At 46.4% G+C, this 16,508-nt stretch carries 13 protein-coding genes and 1 other RNA gene; 2 read left to right on the forward strand and 12 right to left on the reverse strand.

Going from position 1 to position 16,508, the window contains the following annotated elements:
* The first annotated feature begins 173 nt into the window (after positions 1 to 173).
* Complete coding sequence (locus tag MKY98_RS16895; protein WP_069010270.1) at positions 174 to 2,054, forward strand: S8 family peptidase; 1,881 nt, start codon at positions 174 to 176, stop codon at positions 2,052 to 2,054.
* Positions 2,055 to 2,111: 57 nt separating this feature from the next.
* Here the strand turns inward: MKY98_RS16895 and MKY98_RS16900 are convergent, their stop codons facing one another.
* Together MKY98_RS16900 and pdxR are read right to left on the reverse strand one after the other, a co-directional pair.
* Positions 2,112 to 2,342, reverse strand: a complete 231-nt coding sequence (locus tag MKY98_RS16900; RefSeq protein WP_080658632.1) for a hypothetical protein — start codon at positions 2,340 to 2,342, stop codon at positions 2,112 to 2,114.
* 88 nt (positions 2,343 to 2,430) lie between these two features.
* The gene (gene pdxR / locus MKY98_RS16905; RefSeq protein WP_069010269.1) at positions 2,431 to 3,906 is read right to left on the reverse strand and encodes a MocR-like pyridoxine biosynthesis transcription factor PdxR; all 1,476 of its coding nucleotides are present in this window, start codon (positions 3,904 to 3,906) and stop codon (positions 2,431 to 2,433) included.
* 116 nt (positions 3,907 to 4,022) lie between these two features.
* On the opposite strand from pdxR, the gene MKY98_RS16910 reads away from it, so the two are divergent.
* Complete coding sequence (locus MKY98_RS16910; protein WP_029517781.1) at positions 4,023 to 5,243, forward strand: aminotransferase-like domain-containing protein; 1,221 nt, start codon at positions 4,023 to 4,025, stop codon at positions 5,241 to 5,243.
* 415 nt (positions 5,244 to 5,658) lie between these two features.
* Here the strand turns inward: MKY98_RS16910 and rnpB are convergent.
* The 10 genes from rnpB to glyQ form a co-directional block, all read right to left on the reverse strand.
* Positions 5,659 to 6,057: RNase P RNA component class A (rnpB, locus tag MKY98_RS16915), an RNA gene on the reverse strand.
* Between the two features lie 79 nt (positions 6,058 to 6,136).
* Positions 6,137 to 6,703, reverse strand: a complete 567-nt coding sequence (locus MKY98_RS16920) for a flavin reductase family protein (RefSeq protein WP_029517782.1) — start codon at positions 6,701 to 6,703, stop codon at positions 6,137 to 6,139.
* A gap of 61 nt (positions 6,704 to 6,764) precedes the next feature.
* Complete coding sequence (locus tag MKY98_RS16925; RefSeq protein ID WP_069010268.1) at positions 6,765 to 7,880, reverse strand: Nif3-like dinuclear metal center hexameric protein; 1,116 nt, start codon at positions 7,878 to 7,880, stop codon at positions 6,765 to 6,767.
* Positions 7,856 to 8,617 (reverse strand): tRNA (adenine(22)-N(1))-methyltransferase, encoded by a 762-nt coding sequence (locus MKY98_RS16930; RefSeq protein ID WP_069010267.1) that lies wholly within the window; start codon positions 8,615 to 8,617, stop codon positions 7,856 to 7,858. The genes MKY98_RS16925 and MKY98_RS16930 overlap by 25 nt, the downstream gene beginning before the upstream one ends.
* Positions 8,614 to 9,453, reverse strand: coding sequence for a hypothetical protein (locus MKY98_RS16935; protein WP_069010266.1), 840 nt, complete (start codon positions 9,451 to 9,453; stop codon positions 8,614 to 8,616). The genes MKY98_RS16930 and MKY98_RS16935 overlap by 4 nt, the downstream gene beginning before the upstream one ends.
* 87 nt (positions 9,454 to 9,540) lie before the next feature.
* Entirely contained in the window at positions 9,541 to 10,674 is a 1,134-nt protein-coding gene (gene rpoD / locus MKY98_RS16940; protein WP_007431230.1) for an RNA polymerase sigma factor RpoD, read from the reverse strand.
* A 43-nt stretch (positions 10,675 to 10,717) separates the two neighbouring features.
* Complete coding sequence (gene dnaG, locus MKY98_RS16945; protein ID WP_029517786.1) at positions 10,718 to 12,592, reverse strand: DNA primase; 1,875 nt, start codon at positions 12,590 to 12,592, stop codon at positions 10,718 to 10,720.
* Positions 12,585 to 13,061 (reverse strand): YaiI/YqxD family protein, encoded by a 477-nt coding sequence (locus MKY98_RS16950; RefSeq protein ID WP_069010265.1) that lies wholly within the window; start codon positions 13,059 to 13,061, stop codon positions 12,585 to 12,587. The genes dnaG and MKY98_RS16950 overlap by 8 nt, the downstream gene beginning before the upstream one ends.
* 115 nt (positions 13,062 to 13,176) lie before the next feature.
* Positions 13,177 to 15,252: a glycine--tRNA ligase subunit beta gene (gene glyS, locus MKY98_RS16955; RefSeq protein WP_069010264.1), complete on the reverse strand. Its 2,076-nt coding sequence runs from the start codon at positions 15,250 to 15,252 to the stop codon at positions 13,177 to 13,179.
* The gene (gene glyQ / locus MKY98_RS16960; RefSeq protein ID WP_023989480.1) at positions 15,245 to 16,132 is read right to left on the reverse strand and encodes a glycine--tRNA ligase subunit alpha; all 888 of its coding nucleotides are present in this window, start codon (positions 16,130 to 16,132) and stop codon (positions 15,245 to 15,247) included. Before glyQ ends, glyS begins: the two co-directional genes overlap by 8 nt.
* Positions 16,133 to 16,508: the final 376 nt, after the last annotated feature.

Genomic DNA, 16,508 nt, shown 5'->3' on the forward strand with positions numbered 1-16,508 from the left:
CCTTATTTGTTGCTTGTTCATCAATTTGGTTACCCGAAAATAGTCCCCTCTAACCGAAAGAGCTGTAATTTTCAGTATTTATCCTACCACAAATAAGCATTGAAAGGTATAAAAACATGCCAACCTCCTCACGCTAAACCATAAATTTATGAATTCTCAAGGAGGACGGTCCCATGTCTCGGCGAAAATGGTTAAAACCCCTGCTAGGAGCAGCTGCCGGGGTGCTTCTCATCACACTGATGCTGCCTTCCCGTGATCACCGCCATACACCGCAGCCCGAATATACGGCCAAGATGGTGCCACAGCAAGAGAAGCAACTCAAAAAAGGAATGTTGGCTTTGGACCTGTCCGCTACGGATACCCTCACACGCATGGATGCAAGGCAGGATATTCAGTACGTGATGCGGGAACTTGATGGTAAAACTGCTGATCAGAAAAGGCAGTTTACCCGCACGCTACAGCAATCGCACAGTCATCTTCATACGTTACAGTGGATTCACACAAGCGACGGGAATACGAACACCTACACGGGCAGCAAAGCACAAACTCGTCTGCTCAGTCATCCTCAAATTAAAAGCAGCTTGGCTGCGGCTCGCCGTTCCGTCATGCAAAATAAATCCTACGAATCTGCTGCATTTCAGGCTGAAGGCGGTAAATATTTTGTCATGGCAGAACCATCGGCTGACGGAACATGCGGCGTTGCTGCTCTGGTCAGTCAGCAAGTATTGCGTGACGTGGAGAAGCATCAGCGGAAAAATTTGCGTTTGATTCCCTATCCAAAAGAAGGCAGCTACAAAATCGAATCCGTACATCCCGACACATTGCACGATATTACTGTCAAGACGGGCCACGACAACGAAAATGCAAGCCATTATTTTGAAAATGAAATTGTCGTTCGCTTCCATCATAATCCTGATTCACGACAACTGCAGGAAATTGCAGCAGATTTACACTGTGCGCCAGGCCGCAAGCTTGGTTATACCTATGTATTTCATTCGGATAAGATGAACTTTAAGGAGCTAAAGCAATATTTTTCAAGAAAGTGGAACCCGCTTTATACGGAACCTCACTATATGTATCTAACCAATGAGAGCACACCTATCAAAGCGGACAGCTCTATTCCCAATGATTTGCTCTTTTCCCGCTATCAATGGAATCTGCCGGCAACTGAAACCAACCGAGGTTGGAAATTAAGCAAAGGCAGCAAGGACGTAATTGTCGCTGTCGTAGATACGGGAGTAGATTTGGATCACCCCGACCTAAAAGGTCAAATCCTTTTAGGTCATAACGTGGTAAACCCGTCTGAAAAGCCTTATGATGACGTCGGTCATGGAACGCACGTCGCCGGCATCATTTCTGCCCTCGTGAATAATGGTGAGGGGGTCGCTGGCATGACATGGTACAACAAAGTCATGCCGATCAAGGTACTTGACCAATCCGGCTCCGGTACGACTTACTCGGTTGCAGAAGGTATTATCTGGGCAGCTGATCACGGTGCCAAGGTTATCAATTTAAGTCTGGGCAATTACGCACAAGCTGAATTTTTGCATGATGCGATCAAATACGCCTATGATAAAGATGTCGTATTAATTGCAGCCACAGGCAATGACAATACGGAACGGCCTGGGTATCCAGCAGCGTATCCTGAAGTGTTTGCCGTTTCCGCTACAGATTCTTCTATGCACCGTGCATCCTTTTCTAACTATGGAGATTATGTAGACGTCATGGCTCCAGGTGCAAGTATTGCCAGTACGTACCCAGGGAATCAATATGCTGCACTGTCGGGCACTTCAATGGCCAGTCCCCATGTATCAGCACTTGCTGCCCTGATTCGATCCGTTAACCCCGATCTGACCAACAAAGAGGTTATGGATTTAATGAGAAGCAGCGTAATTGACTTGGGCACACCAGGGCATGACAAATATTTCGGGTATGGTCAAATTGATGTGTATAAAGCGTTGAAAGCAGCACAACGTCCATATGTTCCTTTGCAATTCTATCCACAGCATTTAAGTGACAAGTTAAAATCTATTTTGAAGAAACTGGAAACGTAAGATTCCTTATTGGAAAAAAGCAGCCATGTTGCTCCATGGCTGCTTTTTTGGGCTTTATTAACGCTTGGAACTGCTGCGAACAGGACGCTTGCTATGACTGCGAGTATGACAGCAAGGTTCTCCAGGATCCTTTATACTCACCGGAAATACGTGATGTGGTACAGGTACAATGTGCGTCTGATTAACAATTTCAATTGGATGAACCACAGGCACGACTTGTGGGAAAAATTGATGATTTACAAATTGGATCGGCGGGCACACGATCGGGTCGTAAGGGCAATGACTCATAATGTGCAACTCCTTTCGGTGAATTAGTACAGCATATTAAGAAGGCATGTGCTGTGCTTGGATGTTTACCCCCTAATACAAATATCCCTTATAAAATAGGCTTCCGTTCAACAATGACCGAATGATCAAGCAGTTCGCCCAACAAACGGCACAGTTTGTGAAGACCTGTTATAAGTGTTTCCTTGTCCACATACGAAAAAGAAATACGGATATGATTACTGTCCATACCACCTGCATAGCACACTGCACCAGGTAAAAAGGAAACGCCTTCTCGGTCAGCCAGCCGCTCCAATTCTGGAATATCAACATTAGGAGGAAGCTTAATCCACACATTTAAGCCGCCTTCGGGAGCATACCAGCTAACCTCTGGCGGAGCATAGCGCTGGAGCGTATACAATGCGACTGTCAACCGATCCCGCATTTGTTCCCGCAACCAGACAAGATGTCGATCAAGACGGTTCCTGATAAAGGGCAATATCGCTTTTTGCGTTAATAGAGGGCTCCCCAAATCCGTAGTAGACTTGGCAGCCACCAAACGATCCATTACACTGCCAGTGGCCGCTACACAAGCTATACGGCAGCCGGGAGCAACGGTTTTGCTAAAGCTTTTGATATATATCACATGTCCGGATTGATCATGTGCCTTGATAGAGAGTGGCGGCTTTGTTTTATAGTAGAGGTCAGAAAATGGATCATCCTCAACAATGAGGCAATGATAACTTTGAGCTAGATCCAATAATTGTGTGCGTCTGGCCGTCGTTAAAGTTACTCCGGTAGGATTATGAAAGGTGGGTATCGTGTAGATCAGTTTTGGGGGATGAGTATCACAAAGACGCGTGAGGATATCGATCCGCATGCCCTGCTCATCCATCGGAATCATAATTACTTTGGCACCACGACTGGTAAATACATCAATGGCCCCCGTATATGTAGGAGCCTCCATGTAGACAACATCTCCAGAACCAACAAAAGTACGTGCCACCAGGTCAATGCCCTGTTGGGCACCACTGGTCACGAGCAGCTGTTCTGCAACAGTGCATAGGCCACGTTCGTTCAGGTGATCTACAAACACTTCCCTCAGCGCTAAATCACCTTCAAAAGTACCGTATGCTGCCATTGCATCAGGATTTCCAGAGGATAGACGTTGAGTATCAGCGATGATTTCGCGTGTAGGAAGAAGCTCCGGTTGAATTGCTGCTATATGAAAAGAATAGGGAACCTGTCTGCTATGGTTAAAGTTTCTCCATAACTGTGCGCGTGGCAAATAATCGATCAGCGACATTTGCCATGACAAATCCTGCGCTCCCTCACGTTGAACAGCTACCGAAGGCTCTGCTACATAGCAACCTTTTCCCTGTGTACAGGTAACCAGATTAATAGACTCCAGCTCAGCATATGCCTTGCTTACAGTTACGGGACTTACCGCAAGCAAACTGGACAAATGACGGACAGAGGGAAGCTTTGTGCCCTGAGGCAACAGTCCAGACTGGATGCGATCTGCTAATGTTTTGGCAATCTGTAAATATAATTTAACACTGCTATTGCGGCTGAGATCAATATGCATCGGAACCGTCCCCTCCAAAAATCAACTGTTACATTTAGACGTTTACTGTTATACTTCATTATCGATATAATACAACAAATTTCATAGTACAGTATAGAACACAGGAGATGATTGGATTGGAACACAAATTTTCGGGTATGGCTCGTACTCAGGGCTCGTCCATGGTAAGGGACATTTTAAAGCTGACACAGGGAACAGATGTGTTATCTCTGGCAGGCGGCCTTCCTGCCGATGCCTTTTTCCCCATCGAAGCTGTTGCTAAAGCCTATGAGCAGGTATTTCGCCTCGGCGGTACTACCGCTCTTCAATACGGCCTAACCGAGGGCTACATTCCTCTACGGGAACGTCTTGCAGCAATCATGTCATCCCAAGGCATCTCCGTCACCAGAGATAACATCATCATGACGACGGGCTCACAGCAGACCATTGATCTGGTTTCGCGTGTATTGCTCGATCCGCAGGATACTGTATTGGTGGAGTCCCCTACTTATTTGGCAGCTCTTCAGGTATTTAATTCCTATGGTGCCAACATTGTAAGTGTAGATACAGACTCTAACGGTATGCGATTAGAAGATCTTGAAGCCAAGATCAAAAAACATCAGCCTAAATTCGTGTATGTCATCCCAACCTTCTCCAACCCGGCAGGAAGTGTTTGGAGTATGGAACGAAGAACAGGCGTTGTTGAAATATGCCGTAAATACGGCACTTTGATTTTTGAAGATGATCCTTACGGACGTCTTAAATTTGACGAAAACCTTAACTTTCCATCCCTTTTCTCAATCGATCAACAGCTAGGTGGAGACGGTCATGTGATGTACACTTCTACATTCTCCAAAACCGTCGCTCCTGGTGTTCGATCTGGTTGGCTGGTAGCTAATCAAGCGATTGTCGTTAAAGTCGCCAATGCCAAACAATCTGCCGATCTGCACTCCAGCAGTATTGATCAACGTGCTTTGAATGAGTTATTGGACTTTTTTGACTTGGACGGACATATTCGTACTGTGTCTGCTGAGTACCATACTCGTATGCTACGTCTCACGTCGCTGATGAAAGAACGCCAATGGGAAGGAATCACCTGGAATGATGCACTTGGCGGTATGTTTATGTGGGTTACTTTACCCGAGGGATTCCGTTCTGATCGGTTGCTGCAACTCGCAATTCAGGAAGGAGTGGCATTTGTGCCTGGACAAGTCTTCTATGCTGACCTAAGTGGCAGCAACCATATGCGAATCAACTTCACGCATACGGATCCTTCCTTGCTTCCAAAAGCAGTTGACCGATTGGATCGGGCACTGAAGATGTACACAGAGGAAAGTGTTGTAAACAGCGTGCGATGATGGAGTTGGCAGGACACGTACGTGAGGCCGCTTCACGAATCATTTGATTTTACGATCGCTGTTCCCTCTGATTCGTTTGGAATTTGAATAGCATGTTGGAATCTGGGACAAAGATGTACGCCTCGCCTCCGTAGATTCAAATGCGTTTGCTACGCTGACTACGTGCCTCATTCTCGAACGGTTTTACGGTAGAGAAGTAAAAATTAGGATGAAAGCCCACAGTAATTATGCTGGGGGCTTCATTCTAAGAATGCACTATATCTGCGTAAGTACGGTATGTTAAAAAGGGTGTGCCATCATTCCCACAGGAATATGACACACCCTTTTTAATTCAATAAATACATTTGGATTAAAGGCTTTCATGCAAACAGGTCATTTACAAAAGTTAAATTCATACTTTTTAAGGTGTTGCAGTGGGGAAAGTTTTCCGTAAGCCGGGTTCTGTGCTATTCGTGGTACAGACGGGAACTACCCTCCCACTACAAGCGACAATCATCTATCTAGGCCGAACATTGCTATCCAGCTCCAGCGACCAACCTAGACACGCCTCGGGCTAAGGCTGCTTCGCGAAGAAGCTGTGTCCCATTAGGTCTTGCTCCAGATGGGGTTTACCAGGAACGAAGTCACCAGCGTTCCTCGGGGTCTCTTACACCTCGGTTCCATCCTTGCCTGTGCCGCAAGCGGCCATCGGCGGTCCATTTCTGTGGCACTATCCTTCAACTCGCGCTGACTGGACGTTATCCAGCATCCTGCCCTATGGAGCCCGGACTTTCCTCTCGCGGCTTACGCCACCAGCGATTGTCTGTCAAACTTTCCGAACAACATTACATAGTATACAGGGAACGCGCGCATGATACAACCCTGAAAATATTGTAAAACGTATAGATCTCTGTTTACTTGCCCAAATAAAACGGATGTACCTTTCTCTGCAATGAATCATCCGCCACATAATAAGCAGACCTTCCCACGTATAGCGGGATAGAAAGCTTACTAAAATCAGGAACGTCCTCATCTAGGAACAGTTCATCATCTCGGTAGGTCTGCTGTATTTCACCGACGATCCAATCATGATCTCCATAGGTATGAATATCCACGACTTTACACTCATAAGCAAGATAAGCCTCCAGCAATATAGGCACATTGACTGAAATTCCATCCTCATATGCAATGCCAAACTGCTGAAACTTATCTACATCTTTACCACTAAAGGTACCTACAGCCTGAATCCATTCCGATCTGTGCGCAGGCAGAAACTGAATACCAAAGCCTCCGCTTTTCTCGATCAGTCCGTGAGAATATGTTTCCTTCCTCAGTGAAATGCCATACATGCCCGGTGATGATCCGATATAGGTATGCCAGCCTGAGGCCATTACATTATTTTCCCCCTCATAGCGGGAAGTAACAACAGCGACCATGCCTGGATAGGCATGAATTGCAGAATCAGCTATCAGCGTCCGCATAGAACCTCTCCCTACGAAAAAAATAATAGAGCATCTTCATTTTCTCATAGATGTTGAGATTTTACAAAAATTGAAAAGGTTCGGTTTCTACCTGAGATACATGTACTTCCGTTGAATAACGACCTTCTACCAAGCGTTTGCGCATCCATTCTGCGGTTTTAGGCTTCATAATCTTTTCAGCATTATGTCCAGGGTCAATAATAGCAATCCCCGCCATCAGGGCATCGTGAGCCGTGTGATAGTCAATATCCCCTGTGACCAATACATCAGCGCCTTTGAAAAGCGACTTATTCACATAGCGGCTGCCTGAGCCCCCAAGCACGGCTGCCTTTTTGATCATACGGTCCAAGTCGCCCACCACACGTACATGCTCCACGTTGAGGCCATTTTTCACAACATCGACAAACTCCCGTAGCGTGCGAGTTTCCTTAAGCTTGCCCACCCGTCCCAAACCAAAGGAACGGCCCTGCAAATCCATGTGATACAGGTCATAAGCCACCTCTTCATAAGGATGAGCCTTCAGCATCGCTTGAATGACTTTGTTGCGTACAGCCTGCGGTACAATGGTTTCAATACGAACCTCTTCGCTACGTTCCATTTTGCCCGGCTCACCCAAAAACGGCTGTGTGCCTTCACCCGGCACAAAAGTTCCATAGCCGTCAATGTTAAAGCTGCAATGGCTGTAGTTGCCGATATGTCCAGCTCCCGCCCCCAGTATGGCATCCAGTACCCGTTGATGATGTGTTTTTGGTACGAAAACAACAAGCTTGAATAATTGCTCGGTGTGAACATCCTCCAGCGTACCTTCACTTTGAATACCCAGTGCTTCTGCCATCCAGTCATTCATGCCGTCCTCAGCTGTATCCAGATTCGTATGACTGATGTAGACAGCAATATCATTCTTGATCAGTTTTTCATACAATCTACCCGCAGGCTGATCTGTGTTCAAAGCTTTAAGTGGGCGGAATATAATTGCATGATGCGCAATAATGAGGTCAGCTTTTATGCGGATTGCCTCTTCGACAACCTCATCATTAACATCCAGGGCTACTAATATGCTTTTGATTTCCTTTTGCAGACTACCCAGCTGAAGCCCAATTCTATCGTCCGGAACTGCCAAGTATTTCGGAGCCAGCTGCTCCATATAGCTAATTACTGTCTGTCCTTTGGCAAACATGCAAGTACCTCCTCTAGCTGTTCAATTTGCTTGCGCAATTGCTCCCGCTTATGCTGTGCGGATTCCTGATCTGATCGTGCCACTTGTGCCAGCACATCCTCAAGCTTGCGAATCTCCAATTTCCATTTATAAAAAAAGATTTCATTCGGTGCTTTGACCAATAGTGGTCCGAGTTGCATCAACAAATCCGGTGTCAGTACCAGCGAACTATCGGGAATTTTCCATGGTTGATACAGCGCATCCTGTTTCAGTGGGCTTACCGAATCAGGTACTGCCGTCAGAATCTCATATATTTTCCCGTCTTCTTCCATAATATGTTCACTTGTTAGTATCCATTGATGTTCGATGAGCCAACGGCGTAAGATATCCTCTCCTACGTTAGGTTGTAGAACAAGTTGTTTCACTGAAACAAGCTTGTCTTTCCCTTGCTCTAAAATGGTAGCGATCAAGGCACCACCCATCCCGGCTATCGTAATAACATCAACTTCATCGACCTTAATTACAGCCAAGCCATCTCCCTTTCTAACCGCAATGCGATCCGTGAGACCTGCTTCGGCCACCTGCTTTTGAGCCGCACGCAACGGTCCATCATTGACTTCACCCGCCACAGCTTGCGGTACTCTGCCACTACGCACTGCGGCCACGGGGAGTAGTCCATGATCCGAGCCAATATCCGCAAGTCTGCTCCCGGCAGGAATTTGTTCCATAATATATTGTAATCGTTGAGAAAGTTTCATAACGTCACCCACGTAATCCATTTTTTTCGAGTCCAAAATAAAATTCCAACAACAAATGCCAACTTCAGTAGGCTGTAAAACACCACATCTCCCGCCGCTTGATGGCGCAGGATAATCGTGTCTGCTTCAGCCATGAATGCTAGTGTCATGCCTATAGCGAAATAAACCAAAGCGAGACGCGGAAAGCGGCGATGTACCCACCAGCTTAACCAGATCAACAATACTGCGTGCAAAATCCAAAATGCCTCAAGCATCACTAAAGTTGCTGTAGGCCAGAAGCGGCCTATAAGGATCGCGTACACTAAAAGTAGCCCAGCAATGCCACAGTAATGAAGTAAGCTGTTGCGCAAAGTTAATCCCACAAGACACCATACCACACCGCATAGGCCTACGAGCAAAAGAAACCAAACCTTAGCTTCACCTTGATGGAGCTGAATGATCCATACACCCGAACCCAACATAATCGCACTGCCTAAAGTGCTCAACATCGCGCTCATACTCTTTTCAGAAGACCGCCAAAATGCGGCCACTCCATAGCAAATCGTAGTAACTGCACTCGCCGAGAATATTTGCATTGCCAACGGAAAAGCGGTAAAATAAAAACCGATCAAACAAATGCAGGAAATAATGACAAAACCAAGAAGCCAGGCGATCCCATGCCCGTGTCTAAGATATGTAAGCAGCCCGGTGTTGTTACGGTTCTGGCTCTGCGTCGGATCTTCGTCCTCCCGATACAGGTTAGACAAAAAATCGCAATATTGCTCAGGGAGCAGCCGACTTCGCCGCCAATGCTCAATTTCATGTAACAGTATTGCCCGCTTTTTCTCCTGGTCCAAGCTTCTTCCCCTCCACCAAGACTGCCATGAGATAAAAAAAGACCTCCTGCGCGCTTCAAGCCGCAGAAGGTCCGCAATGTAACGCTTCTATTCGAGGAAATCCTTCAGTCGCTTACTGCGGCTTGGATGGCGCAACTTACGTAGCGCTTTGGCCTCAATCTGACGAATACGTTCACGTGTAACACCGAACACTTTACCCACTTCTTCAAGGGTTCTGGTTCTTCCGTCGTCCAAACCAAAGCGGAGACGCAAAACATTCTCTTCCCGTTCGGTTAACGTATCCAGTACATCCTCGAGCTGTTCCTTCAGAAGTTCATAGGCAGCCGCATCTGCAGGCGCCAACGCTTCTTGATCCTCAATGAAATCCCCCAGATGTGAGTCATCCTCTTCACCAATTGGTGTTTCCAATGAAACCGGTTCTTGGGCAATTTTCATAATTTCCCGTACTTTTTCCACGCTCAGCTCCATTTCGGCAGCCACTTCCTCGGGCGTAGGTTCGCGCCCCAGCTCTTGCAACAGTTGACGCGATACGCGAATCAGCTTGTTGATCGTTTCCACCATATGCACCGGAATACGAATCGTTCTCGCCTGATCGGCTATCGCGCGCGTAATGGCCTGACGAATCCACCAGGTTGCATAGGTACTGAATTTAAAGCCTTTTTCGTAATCAAATTTTTCTACTGCCTTAATCAAACCCATATTACCTTCCTGAATCAGATCCAGGAAAAGCATTCCGCGACCAACATAACGTTTGGCAATACTTACAACCAGACGCAAGTTCGCTTCTGCCAACCGGCGCTTAGCTTCTTCATCGCCGTTATTGATCCGTTTGGCAAGCTCCACCTCATCATCAGCAGAAAGCAACGGTACACGACCGATTTCTTTCAAGTACATCCGGACTGGGTCATTAATTTTAATACCGGGAGGCAGGCTCAGATCGTCATCGAAATTAAAATCATCCCCATCATTGTTTTCCGGGTCGTCATTTTGACGCAATCTGGTAACTTCTTCGTCGTTGTCATTCACAACCTCAATCCCCAAGTCACCCAGCTGCTCATAAAACTCATCCATTTGCTCGGGGTCCTGATCAAACGGCGATAGTTTTTCCATGATATCTTTGTAGTTCAGAGAAGAACTTTTTTTACCCAACTCAATCAGTTGATCTTTAACCTGATCCAGTGTTAGTTCCGTCTCCAGTTCAGTATGCTGATCATTCGCCATCTTTCGACTCCCTCCTCCCTAGAAACATCCGACCTCTGTGTGTTCATTGTCTCTCTAGGGCTATAATCTCACTTGCAATTTGTGCTGCGCGCAGAAAGTCACCTAAGCGCTCAGCGGCTCTCATTTCTTCCCTCTTCAAATCCAGTTGCTCCTGCAATGGAAATTTTCGCACTTGATGAATATAATCATCCAAAATGTGCGGTGCCCATACGCCTGGAGCATCCATCATCATGATCGAACTTACGTTCTTCTCCAGTCGGTCGTCTTGCAAAGATGAAATAAAACGGCTTGTATCCGGTAACTTCCCTTGCGCGTAATAGGCATATAGATAAGCAGCAATTGCTGCATGATCCTCAATATTAAAGGCGTCGCCCAGATGCTTTTCTACATACTCTGCAGCTTCTAAATCCTGCATCATCCAGTGAAGCAGTCTGCGTTCAGCCACATGGTAAGCCGGCAACAGATTAGGTGTGGAGACCTGCCCTTTTTTATGCCTACCATTATTCCACCCATTTTCGTTATTATCCCCAAAGTTCTGTTTTTTTTGCAGGGATTGACGCAGTAAATTGCATTCTTGCTTCAAGGTTTCAAAATCCACCTTGACTTCGGCTGACACTTCGCGCAGATACACTTCCCGCTCGGTCGGGGATGACAGAGGTGCAATGACATTTAATGCTTCGCGGGAATACGCGATTCTTCCTTCTTCCTCTTGCAGTATATGGTTTTTTTTCAGATATATAAGCTTAAATTTCACCGTTGAAACGGCACTTTCGATAATTTGGCGCTGGAATCGTTCGCCGCCGTATTGCCGGATAAAATCATCCGGGTCCATACCGTCACTGACCAGCGCTACTTTCACGTGAAGCCCCGCATTTTCCAACAGCGGAAAATTTTTAAGCGCAGCAGCTTGTCCTGCCCGGTCACCATCATAACAAATAATGACCTCGTCGCACAGTCCTTTTAACATCGTAGCATGGTGCTCTGTTAGAGCAGTGCCCATGGCGGCCACCCCATTTTGTACGCCAGCTTCCCATGCCGAGATGACATCACCGTAGCCTTCAAAAAGAACACTTTGGCGAAGCTTGCGAATTGAGGTTTTAGCATGATGGAGATTGTACAGCGTTCGGCTCTTATTGAATAGCTTGGTCTCCGGTGAATTCAAATACTTCGGCTGTCCCTCACCAAGTATACGGCCTGCAAAGGCAATAACTTTTCCGTTGCGATTCCAAATGGGAAACATGATACGATCTCTGAATCGATCCACATATCCATCACCCTCATGCCGGGGAGAAATAAGCCCTCCCTTTTCCATCTCCACGGGATCAAAAGAACGCTTATCCAGAAACTGAACGATCGTATCCCATCGGTTGGGTGCATAGCCAATTTGAAATTGATCAATGATCTTGTCACTGAATCCTCGTGAGCGCAAGTATTCCATAGCTGGTTTGCCGTGCTCCGTATTTTTAAGCAAAAAATGGTACATCTTAGAAGTTAACTCATACGCTTGCAACAGCCTGTCCAACTCAGGATGCTGATGCGATGAATCACGTCCCTGCCATTCGCCGAGCGGGATATGACTTTCTTCTGCCATTGTCCTGACAGCTTCGGGAAAGGATAGTCCTTCGATTTCCATCATAAACTTGATGGCATTGCCTCCCGCGCCGCAGCCGTAGCAGTAAAAAATCTGACGATCCGGTGTCACGGTGAATGAAGGGGTTTTTTCGGAATGAAAAGGACAGAGGCCTTTCATATATTTCCCCTGCTTGGTCAAATGCACGTACTTGCTTACCGTATCTACAATATCATGATGTTGTAAAACTGACTCAATGATATCGTCCGGTATGTTACCTTGTCCGGCACTCATATTAACCACCTTCATCTCTTTAGCACGTAAATATAATTCGATACCGTTACTCATTCTCCTGCAAGCGAAGTAAAAGTTTTGTCAGTTTATGTTGAAAAACTTCACGATCCTCTAATGAAAACGGTTTAGGACCTTTTCCATAACGTCCTTTTTTCCGTTCTTTGGCAGAAGTATGACGTCGGTCAAGCATGAAATCTATCGAATCGTTTCGATACATAGCTCCGCGAAAAGACATCACTTCACAACCTTTTGCCAAGGCAAGTGCAGCAAGACCATAATCATTGGTGGTTACAATATCTCCGCGGCGGATATGATTGGCAATATAGAGATCGGCACTTTGGTCGCTTCGGTCTACTTTAACGACGCTTACACCTTTGCTGCCCTGAATGAGATGATCATATGAAGATACCATAATAACCTCAATATGAAAACGGGAAGCTATCTCCGCAATTTCACTTTTAACAGGACAAGCGTCCCCGTCAACAACGATCCTCACACCCAGTAAAGTTTCGGTTCCCCCCATAAGCATCCCCCATCCGCATTCGAGTAAAATACGGAACGGCTGCAAGATTACTCTTACACCGTTCCGTATATTTATACCCATTTTTTCAAGTTGTTCATACTACCACAACTGACGTTTAAACTACAAGCTTGGAAAAATCGGCAAAACGCTTCAGCTCTGAGTCAATAACAGCCAGCAATGCCAAACGATTATTACGAACAGCGTCATCCTCAGCCATAACCATAACGGAATCAAAGAACGCCGTTACCGCAGGGGTAATGGATGAAGCTAGCGCTAACGCCCGTGTCGCATCACCTTCCTGTAGAGCTACGCTGTAAGATTCATAAGCGCTATACCATGCTTCGTAAAGCGTTTTTTCGCCTTGTTCCGTAAACTCACCCGTATTAACTGACTTATGCACTGCTTTAGCAGCCAGATTACCTACACGATTAAAGGATTCAACTGTTGCTTTGAATACCTCACCTGTTTGTACGGCAGTCATTAACGCAGCTCCGCGGTTAACAACGGAAGCAACGTCGTCATATCCAGCTGCAAGCACAGCATCCACAACGTCATAACGAAGTGTCCTAGACAATAGTTTCTTCACGCGTAATCCAAAAAACTCATGTAATTCTTTACGTATTTCATCCGCGGAACGTTTCATATTTCCAAGGTTGCCGTGCACATCGAGCGCGATATTGAACACATCAGACAACGTAGCTGAAAGCTTACGATCCAACAAAATCTGCACAATACCTGCTGCCTGGCGACGAAGCGCGTAAGGGTCCTGTGAACCTGTTGGAATAATACCGATGGAGAAGCAGCCTGTAATAGTATCTATCTTGTCTGCGATACTTACAATCGCTCCAGCATTCGTTGAAGGAACCGTTTCTCCTGCATAACGCGGCTGGTAATGCTCAAACACCGCTCTTGCCACTTCTTCCTTCTCTCCAGCCTTACGAGCATAGTCCTCACCCATCACACCTTGCAGTTCCGGGAACTCATATACCATTTGTGTTACCAGGTCAAATTTACAAATATCCGCTGCTCGACTAACCGATTCCTGTGTATCTGGAGAAACGCGAAGCTTCTCTACCAGAGCATCAGCAATACGGCGAATCCGGCGTACTTTGTCTCCAACCGTTCCCAGCTCTTCGTGGAAAACGATACTTTCCAGTTTGGAGAGTGCATCCTTAATTTCCAGCTTCTGATCTTCTTCATAAAAGAATTTGGCATCAGACAGCCGCGCACGCAATACTTTTTCATTCCCTTTAGCAATGACTTCCAGCGATTGACTTCCTCCGTTACGTACCGTAACAAAGTATGGCAGTAGCTCTCCTGTGCGATCCAGCACTGGGAAATAGCGTTGATGTTCACGCATGGAAGTAATGAGTACATCCTTCGGAATGTTCAGGAACGCAGGATCAAAACCTCCGAACAGTACTGTTGGGGTTTCCACCAAATACAGCACTTCTTCCAGCAAATCATCCTTGACCGCAATCGTCCAATCTTTTTCGGCTGCCAACGCTTCAATCTGCTTTACAATAAGCGTTTGACGTTCCTCAATGTCCACAATGACATGCTGCTTGCGAAGTACTTCAACATAGTCAGCTGGACTTTCTACAACGGCATCCTGTCCCAGGAAACGATGCCCTCTTGTCACATTTCCTGACTGTACGCCGGCAATCTCCAAATTAACAATATCGTTACCAAACAAGGCAATCAACCAGCGGATCGGACGAACAAATTTAAAGTCATAACTTGCCCAGCGCATGAATTTAGGGAATGTCATCGCATGTAAAATGTGCAATAAACCTTCGGACAGCACTTCCGCTGTTGGTACACCTATGCTGCTCTTAGTTGCGTAAATATATTCGACGCCTCCAAGCTCCTTGAACGTGAACTGTTCAGGATCAACACCTTGGCTACGAGCAAAGCCTAGTGCAGCCTTGCTCCAGTTACCAGCTTCGTCGAGTGCGATTTTGCGGGAAGGACCTTTAACTTCTTCGTTAATATCTTCTTGCTTCTCCGCTACTTCCTTGACAAGTACCGCCAAACGGCGAGGTGTAGCATAAGCCTCTACAGCACCATAAGCAATACGCGAGCTGTCAAGCCACGCCGTCATACGCTGCTTCAACTGCTGAATTGCATTCGGGATAAAACGTGCAGGGACTTCTTCCAATCCGATCTCAAACAATAAATCCTTAGACATTTGCCGCACCTCCTTTCTTCAACAGCGGGAAGCCCAGCTTCTCGCGCTCCTCCAGATAGGTCGCAGCCACCTGACGCGCCAAATTGCGCACTCGTATAATAAACCCAGTCCGTTCCGTCACACTGATCGCTCCGCGAGCGTCCAGCAAGTTGAACGCATGAGAACATTTCAGCACATAATCATAGGCTGGAAATACAAGATGCTGCGCCATCGCTTTATTTGCCTCTTCTTCGTACATATTGAAAAGAGTAAAGAGCATTTTGACGTCAGATACTTCGAACGTATACTTGGAATGCTCAAATTCAGGCTGGTGGAAGACATCACCGTACGTGATTCCATTGACCCACTCCAAATCGAACACATTCTCCTTGTCCTGGATGTAGGAAGCAAGACGTTCCATACCATACGTGATTTCTACCGCAACCGGACTGGCATCAATACCGCCCACTTGCTGGAAATAGGTGAATTGGGTAATTTCCATACCGTCCAGCCATACTTCCCAACCTAAGCCCCACGCTCCCAACGTCGGTGCTTCCCAGTTGTCTTCAACGAAACGAATATCATGCTCCAGAGGGTTAATGCCCAAACGGCTCAAACTCTCCAAATACAATTCCTGAATGTTATCCGGTGAAGGCTTCAAAACGACTTGGAACTGATGATGCTGATACAGGCGATTCGGGTTCTCACCATAACGTCCGTCTGACGGACGACGAGAAGGCTCAACATAAGCTACATTCCACGGCTCAGGTCCGATCGAACGTAAATACGTCATTGGGTTCATCGTGCCTGCCCCTTTTTCCGTGTCATACGGCTGTACAATAATACAGTTGTGTTCAGCCCAAAATTGTTGCAGCGTTAAAATCATCTGCTGAAAATTCATTGGTACACGCTCCCTTTCCACTTCTCTCAAATGTTGGTGATTTCTTCTCATTAAGCTCGTATGTACAGGGCTATTTTATCCCAAAAGCCTTGCTAGAGACAGCAAAAAGCCCCCGCCTCTACGCCTGTACAGACGTAGGGACGAGAGCTGACTCCCGCGGTTCCACCCTACTTGATTGCGATCCTATATCACCAATCAGATCGTAATCCTCTTTTCCGTGTCCATTCAGACGCTCCCGAGTGCCTTGTTCACGAAGAATTCCCGCTGGGCTTACACCGTCCCCAACTCGCTAATTACAGAGAATACATCCCGCTACTTTCTCGTTCAATGCATCTGCTCCCGAAGGAGATATATAGTAGGATATTACACGGTTTCA

This window comes from Paenibacillus sp. FSL M8-0228, assembly GCF_038007385.1.
GTDB lineage: Bacteria > Bacillota > Bacilli > Paenibacillales > Paenibacillaceae > Paenibacillus > Paenibacillus polymyxa_D.

Coding starts and splice junctions, on each gene's coding strand:
- MKY98_RS16920 (WP_029517782.1), bottom strand. CDS start 6,703: ATGCGGACGCTGATAGCTGATTCTGCAATTCATGCCTATCCAGGCATG.
- glyQ (WP_023989480.1), bottom strand. CDS start 16,132: ATGAATTTTCAGCAGATGATTTTAACGCTGCAACAATTTTGGGCTGAA.
- MKY98_RS16900 (WP_080658632.1), bottom strand. CDS start 2,342: ATGAGTCATTGCCCTTACGACCCGATCGTGTGCCCGCCGATCCAATTT.
- glyS (WP_069010264.1), bottom strand. CDS start 15,252: ATGTCTAAGGATTTATTGTTTGAGATCGGATTGGAAGAAGTCCCTGCA.
- MKY98_RS16950 (WP_069010265.1), bottom strand. CDS start 13,061: ATGGGGGGAACCGAAACTTTACTGGGTGTGAGGATCGTTGTTGACGGG.
- dnaG (WP_029517786.1), bottom strand. CDS start 12,592: ATGAGTAACGGTATCGAATTATATTTACGTGCTAAAGAGATGAAGGTG.
- rpoD (WP_007431230.1), bottom strand. CDS start 10,674: ATGGCGAATGATCAGCATACTGAACTGGAGACGGAACTAACACTGGAT.
- MKY98_RS16930 (WP_069010267.1), bottom strand. CDS start 8,617: ATGAAACTTTCTCAACGATTACAATATATTATGGAACAAATTCCTGCC.
- pdxR (WP_069010269.1), bottom strand. CDS start 3,906: ATGCATATTGATCTCAGCCGCAATAGCAGTGTTAAATTATATTTACAG.
- MKY98_RS16895 (WP_069010270.1), top strand. CDS start 174: ATGTCTCGGCGAAAATGGTTAAAACCCCTGCTAGGAGCAGCTGCCGGG.
- MKY98_RS16925 (WP_069010268.1), bottom strand. CDS start 7,880: ATGTTTGCCAAAGGACAGACAGTAATTAGCTATATGGAGCAGCTGGCT.